We start from the raw sequence: 7,031 nt of genomic DNA on the forward strand, positions 1-7,031 counted from the left end.
AATGCGTTTTGTTTTGTATAAATTTTTATTGTTCGCATTGATTTGTTTTTTAGGAATAACCTTAAGTTATGCGTGGCAATTAAACACCGTTAGTCAACATAAATTAGTAAATGCTGGTGTATCTTTTTATGAGTTTGCAGCTATTGAAAAGAAAACCTTTCCTATATTAGTTGATGTTGTTGTTCTTAAAAATAATCAATATCACGCGGGTTTGTTTATCCAACGTGAGGATAATATTCAAAGTACACTAGATATAGCATCATATAACAATGCTTTTTTAGCCACAAATGGGGGCTATTATCGTGAGGGTTTTTTAGTCAATGGGCTTTTAATTGATCAGGGAAAACTCAGATTGGGATTAGTTGAAAATAGCTTGCTATCTTCAATTATAACGATAGATAAAAATGGTCAAATAAGTATTTTAGACAAAGATCAAAACTATAAAAATGCATATTATGCGTTTCAAGCAGGACCAGTTCTCATGAAAAATAATGAGATACAAAAAGTTGAAAACACACGTATTTCAAAAAGAGTAATTTATGCAGAAACTACGAATAATCATTTAATGGTATTTTTTATTGATAGTGCAACTTTGCAACAAAGTGCTAATGTCATAAAGGCAATTACAGCTCAACTTAATTTCCATGTTACACGAGCAGTAAATTTTGATGGCGGTATAGCAGCAGCTTTTGTATTGCGTCAAATTGTAACACCAATTATTTATCCAGAGTACGTTCCAGTAAAAAGTGTAGTGTATTTCAAACTTACTGAAAATGAAATAGGCAAAAATTGATAAAAAAACTTAATTATTATTTGAAATATTTGATAGAGATCAGATTTGATGAATATGACTAAGGACAACAGATGATAATCACATGCTGCGAGACACGGAAAGCGTTATTGCCGCTAATCAATCAACATATAAAATTATATTTAGAAATGAAAAATGAGTATGAGAAAATTAAAAATGCGTGAGTCCAGTTAGTTAAAGGCTTTATCAAGCAGTTTGGCGTAGATCTTATTGCAGGTGTTTTAGGTGATCGTGAGTTTATTGGTGGAGTATGGTTAAAGTTACTCAATGATCATGGAATTCCATTTGTTATTCAGGTAAAGCAAAACCAATTAACCACCATTGCAAAGGAGGCTTGAAGTGGATGTTTCGGCACTGCTTTATGGCGTAAAAGTACATGAGATTAAAAAATATCAAAGATAATCAGTTGTAAAATCTTTCATATAATTTGCGATAAACCAATAACTTTTAAATGCGATTCCCCTGATAAACTATTCTTTTTGTGTTGATTTATATTTGCTTTTTCAATATTATACATTTCGTTACTTAAATTAACTAAAAACTAAAATGTTTCTGAATAATAATTGCAAAAAGTACCTTTTAGTTTCTGCCATTCCAACCCCAAATGGAAGGTTGCATTTGGGACATATTGGAGGGCCATTTTTAAAGTTAGACGTAATCAAAAGATCAAATCAGCAAATTGGCAACGTTGTCTTCTTTTGTAGTGGCTCTGATAGCTATGAGTCTCATGCTTTACTTGCCGCACATAACCAAAAAAAATCAATTGAAGCGCTTTGCTTTTTTTATCATGATCAAATTGTAAATGACTTGAAAACCATGTTAATTGATATGGATCTTTTCTTGAATCCATTGGATATCAAGTATAAAAATCATTTGACTGAAATAACACAACAGCAAGTAAAGCAATTGGTTGATATGGGCAAAGCTGTTGAAATTAATGAACAGTACCCTTTTTCTAATAACTATGGATTTCTACCTCCCAGTTTTATTGCTGGTATCTGCCCAGAGTGCAAGCACGCGACTTCTGGCTTTATTTGTGAAACATGTGGATTTACCTATAGACCAGAAGAAATGACAGGCGTTCACTGTCGCTCAGAGTTTAAGTTAACAGAAATGAAGAGAGTTAGTACGCTATTTCTCAAAATGGATAAACCACAGCTGCAGAAGGCGCTTGTGGCTTCTTATGTCCCGAAAAACTCTCTTGAATTGACACAAAGTTTTCTAGCCAAGAATGACTACACACGATTAACCCTTCCAATTAAGTGGGGGATTTCAGCTTCGCATGAACGAGTTTATTATAGCTATGGTACATTTTTTTCTTACTACACAGCATTGAGAGAGTCTTGTGTTAAAGCTTTAAATTTAAAAACTCTACCCTTTACTGAGGATGCGGACGTTAATACAGTGGTCAGTTTTGGTTTTGATAACACATTGACTTTTTTGGTAGAGACATTAAATCAAGCTCTGTCATTAGGTCATAAAGGTTTTGATTGCTACTTGTCAAATAAATTTTTAACATTAAATGGAGATAAGTTTTCTACCAGTAGAAACCATGCTATATGGGTTCACAAGTTACCTAAAAATATTAGCATCGATTTGATTAGATTATTCTTGCTCAAAGTTAATGCTGATCAGGATCAGAGTGATTTTAATCTGCAGGAATTTGTAAGTTTCTATAATTGGATTGCTTGTATAATAAACGCAAAAATAATTAGTAAATTAAAAGTTCCAAATTTCTATTTGCCTAGACAAGAGCACAACAAACATAGTAGCGGCCTGTTAAGATTATGGGAGCAGAAAAAAATGGATGCAATCCCCAGTAATTATAGTGGAAATAAGTTTTATTTGGATATTATAAGCTGGCTGGAAGGCGACGTTTATGAAAGTGAGTATATGGAATGGTTGCACGGTATCGCGATTCTTTGCTATCCGGTAATGCCAGTGTTGAGTCAAAGAGTGTGGGATTTTCTTGGAGGTACCGGAGTACCATCATTAGAGAATTGCAATCACTTTTCTTCGGAACCATTCTCAATGAGTGAGATTGAGCAAATTAATATTTCTGAAATCAAGGTAGGCTAGTAATGAATAAGTATGACATAGTTGGCATAGGAGCTGGTCCTGCCAATCTGAGTTTATCTGCGTTATTGGGTGTGAGAGCCCCTGAATTAACGGCGCGATTTGTCGAAAGGCAGAGTAGCTTTAATTGGCATCCTGGCATGCTGCTACCATAGGCTAAGCTACAGGTGTCTTATCTGAAAGATTTGGTAACTTTGGTAGATCCAACAAATCCATATTCTTATCTTAATTACCTGCATTCAAAAGGCTGTTTATATCAATTTATCACTGCCAATTTCGAAGCAGTTAGCCGTAGTGAGTTTGCTGATTATTTACAATGGGTTTTTAACAGTCTAAATAATGTAGACAAAGGCTCTGAGGTGACTGACCTTGATTATAATGGTGAGCATCTTAAAGTAACGACTTCTACAGGAGATATTTTATTAACTAAAAACCTTGTTTTAGGAACTGGGCTGCGACCCTATATTCCCAAGTGTTGTCGGAGTATTATTAGCGATACCGTGTTTCACAATAGTGAGTTTATGTTTAAAAAGCGAAACTTTAAAAACAAGACATTGGCCATTATTGGGGGCGGTCAGAGTGCGGCAGAAATAGTTCAATCTTTAATAAGTGATGAAGAAAACATGCCCGCAAAAATTTTGTGGTTTTCGAAAAGATTAAATTTTTTGCCTATCGATGACTCCCCATTCACAAACGAGCTATTTGTTCCCGCGTACTCTCGACACTTTTTTTCGTTGTCATCCGCCAAAAAAGAAAGATTATTGGCGCAACATAAATTAGCGAGTGATGGAATTTCAGAGTCCACTGCTGTATCGATATATAGGCGTTTGTATGAGCTGAAATATGTGAAAAAACTCCCTCAGATTTGTTATTTATTGCCATCTCATGAGTTGCATGACGTGAATCAACTCGATGACCGATATTCAATTTCGGTTTCTGATTTGGAAGCAGGATTAGATAAGCAATACAATGTAGATGGAATAATATTGTGCACAGGTTATCACTATCATGAACTACATTTCTTGAAAAAAATTTCAAATCAATTAAATAGGGATAAGCATGGTCTTATAGTTGATGAGGACTATCGCTTGCATTGGGAAGGAGATAAAAACTGCGCCATCTACATTCAAAATGGTGCACGACATACGCATGGTGTTGCCGATCCCAATCTGAGCTTGCTTGCTTATAGGAGTGCAAGAATCATCAATCAAATTTCAGGGAAAGAGGTTTATCAAAATGTTGAAGGTGATTGCCTGATTCAATGGGGCTTGGTTCAATAGCTGAAGAGAGATTTATGGAAATTTTAGAAAAACAATTTTTAGAAAATCTTCCGTTAGGTATAGAAGTTCAAGAGGTTTTATTTGCTGGCAATATACAGGGAGTTGCTCCTTTTAAGTCTTCTTTCTTTACGGTTCAGCCAGGCGTTACTACGCCATTCGATTGCCATGAAGTAAGAGAACTATGGTTAATCGTCAGTGGTACGGGACGTGTAACGTGTGATAAAAGTGTTTCTGAGGTAAAAGAAAAGGATGCGGTGTACTTTGATTCTTTTCAGCGGCATTCGGTAGAAAATATTGGTAATACTCCGCTTATTATTATTTCGATTTGGTGGAACCCATGAAAGAATATCAAAGCGATTTATTAATTATTGGTTGTGGGATTGTAGGGCTGACAACAGCAACACTCGCTGCAATACGTAACCCAAGCCTTTCAATGACTCTGGTAGATAAAAATTTAATTGGTTTTGGAGCATCAGGGTATTCTGCTGGCTTCTCGACACCACTTGCAAAAACGGACACAGAGAATGGAAAAAAATTGATTATTGAGGGTAGCTCTGTAATGCAAGAACTCCAAGACCATATTGATCTGAAGTTAAAAAAGAAACAGGCATACTACATTGTAGGTGCTACAAGCATAAATAATTTTCAGAAATATTATATAGCATCTGACTTGGAAGATTCTAATGATTGTGCATTAAAAACCAAATGTTCTATAGGGAATTATTTAAACATCCCAACGGATAAGAAAATTTATTTTTCTAGGCAAAGCGCTCACTGTGCTGATTTGCCAATGCTGATGAACCAAATGTCATTGTTTCTCAGAAGAAAAGCCCATATGATTTTTGAATGCTCTCCGATTCATCACATGGATAAAGAGCATATTACATTGGAGAGCGGGGTGAGCTTAAAAAGCAAAAAAAACCTTTTTACAACTGGTCCTTGGCAGTATGGGGAGGCACTTCAAAAAACTAATCAGGTGAAAATAAAAAAGGTTGCAGCATTGCATTTAGCTTCTATACCTGCTGAGGATGATCCAGCAATTATTTTTTTTGATGAGAAAGCTTTTTTATTGCCCTTGCCCGAAAAAGGTTATTGGCTGATGAGCTTCACTTCAGAAGATTGGGATGTAGCACCTAAGCAACAGCTGACATTTTCAGAGAAAGATTTAGAAATCGCTCTTGGGATTCTGAGGAAATATTCAAACAAACTGGGTGATTTATTTTCAGGTGGAAGAGTGTTTTGCGATCATTATTCGCCATCTGGGGAAATTTCAATTTCAACCCTGTCAAAAGCAAACCTTCTTGTTGAAGGAGCATCCGGATCTGGATATCGATTCTCTTATGCTATCGCTAGCCAAATATGTAGAGAGTTTTTAACATGAAAGAAAAGTCTGTGGTTTTTATTTTTATAGGTGCATTATTGCTATCATTTTCATATGGTGCTTTTTTCCTGTTACCTTTGTTTATAGAGCACTTGGGTGGGGCTCAAGATGCTACAGGGTTTCTCTTGGGAGTTACTGGAATTGGAACTATCTTTGCCGTTATTGTTAGTAAATTAATGTTAAAAAAAATGAAAAGTAATTTAGTAACTGTAATTGGTTGTATCTCATATACTGTTGGAATTTTATTATTTGTTTTTGTTGTACATTCTATGGGACTTAAAATTATTCTAGCTTCTCTACTGTTAGGTATAGGTTGGGGGTTTTATTACAATTCAGCACCATATTCCCTTTCTTTATTTGCAAATAATACCAATAGAAGTGTGTTTTTTAGTTATTTATCAGCTTTTAGCGTTCTAGGTTCTGGTGTGGCACCTGTTGCAACGCATTTTTTTTGGAAGGACCAAATGGATTTTCAATATTTATTTTTTATTGCGGGTATTGCAAGTTTAGTTGCTGCAGGTTGTTTTTATTTAGCAAGACCTGAATTCAAAGAATTTCCAAAAAATGAAACACATTGGAAAACATTTTCTTTGATTATAAAATCAATGGCTCTATACCCTCTCATTATGGTATTTTTGGGAGCCTGTGCGTTTACCATTATGGTGAATTTTCAGTCAACATACGCAAATAGTATTGGAATGAATTATTCATCTTTTTATTTAATTTATTCCCTTTCTGTTGTTTTATCGCGACTTTTGTTGGGTAAGCGTCTTTCTCAATATAATCAGTATAAAGTTGCAATTGTGTTGTTAATCCTAATGGTGATAAGTTTGACCTCATTCTTGTTTTCAAGTGACAGTGTTTTGTTGTATTGTATTAGCTCAGCTTTATTTGGCATAAGTTATGGTTTAGTATATCCGACAATACAGGCTATTGCTGTTAATGTTACACAACCAAATCACCGGGCGGATGTGATTACCTTTTTTTCTTTATCATATTTTATTGGTGTCTATGCCTTTCCTCCAATAGCTGGATTGGCTATCGTGGCTTTTGGCTATACGAGTGTTATTATTATAATTTCTACCTTAGCTTTTATTGAGTTGATATTGGCACTTGTTTTACTAAAATTATCTATTTTTTCGATTAATCCAGAATCTCTGTACACGAAGAAAGATTTGCAAAGTGCTGAGTAAGACGTTATTTTTTCTTGATTTGCACAACATGAAAAAGCATCTCAATCAGCTAACGAATAGTCTAAAGAAAATTTCGGTAGTGTTATTATCTAGCACATTTGTTTTTATAATTTCAAATAAAAAATAGCGAAAATTGATGTACGCTGCAGGAATTACAACTCAATAGAGTTCTTTCCAAACCTCAATTAGTCAATTCAAAGTTGTAAATTCCCGTTATTAAATTAAATCGAAGTCCAAACCTTTTTCGTCTATTCCGATATTTGTCGGCAATAATTTTAAAACGTTTTAAC

General features: G+C 34.7%; 5 protein-coding genes and 2 pseudogenes. 6 read left to right on the forward strand and 1 reads right to left on the reverse strand.

Going from position 1 to position 7,031, the window contains the following annotated elements; translation table 11 throughout:
• Position 1 precedes the first annotated feature (1 nt).
• The 6 genes and pseudogenes from M1V25_RS02765 to M1V25_RS02790 all read left to right on the forward strand — a co-directional run bounded on the left by M1V25_RS02765 (position 2) and on the right by M1V25_RS02790 (position 6,741).
• Positions 2-793 (forward strand): phosphodiester glycosidase family protein, encoded by a 792-nt coding sequence (locus M1V25_RS02765; RefSeq protein ID WP_498842368.1) that lies wholly within the window; start codon positions 2-4, stop codon positions 791-793.
• Between the two features lie 564 nt (positions 794-1,357).
• Entirely contained in the window at positions 1,358-2,890 is a 1,533-nt protein-coding gene (locus tag M1V25_RS02770; protein WP_498842369.1) for a class I tRNA ligase family protein, read from the forward strand.
• Between the two features lie 2 nt (positions 2,891-2,892).
• Positions 2,893-4,167: pseudogene (locus M1V25_RS02775) on the forward strand (lysine N(6)-hydroxylase/L-ornithine N(5)-oxygenase family protein).
• Positions 4,149-4,508, forward strand: coding sequence for a cupin domain-containing protein (locus M1V25_RS02780; RefSeq protein ID WP_116964403.1), 360 nt, complete (start codon positions 4,149-4,151; stop codon positions 4,506-4,508). Before M1V25_RS02775 ends, M1V25_RS02780 begins: the two are co-directional and overlap by 19 nt.
• Positions 4,505-5,548: an FAD-dependent oxidoreductase gene (locus tag M1V25_RS02785; RefSeq protein ID WP_498842370.1), complete on the forward strand. Its 1,044-nt coding sequence runs from the start codon at positions 4,505-4,507 to the stop codon at positions 5,546-5,548. Before M1V25_RS02780 ends, M1V25_RS02785 begins: the two co-directional genes overlap by 4 nt.
• Positions 5,545-6,741, forward strand: coding sequence for an MFS transporter (locus tag M1V25_RS02790; RefSeq protein WP_498842371.1), 1,197 nt, complete (start codon positions 5,545-5,547; stop codon positions 6,739-6,741). The genes M1V25_RS02785 and M1V25_RS02790 overlap by 4 nt, the downstream gene beginning before the upstream one ends.
• Positions 6,742-6,922: 181 nt before the next feature.
• On the opposite strand, the pseudogene M1V25_RS02795 reads toward M1V25_RS02790, so the two are convergent.
• A pseudogene (locus tag M1V25_RS02795) lies at positions 6,923-7,031 on the reverse strand (IS5/IS1182 family transposase); the annotation flags it as partial.

This window comes from Candidatus Nebulibacter yamunensis, assembly GCF_024208055.1.
Taxonomy (GTDB): Bacteria; Pseudomonadota; Gammaproteobacteria; order Francisellales; family Francisellaceae; genus Caedibacter; species Caedibacter lacustris.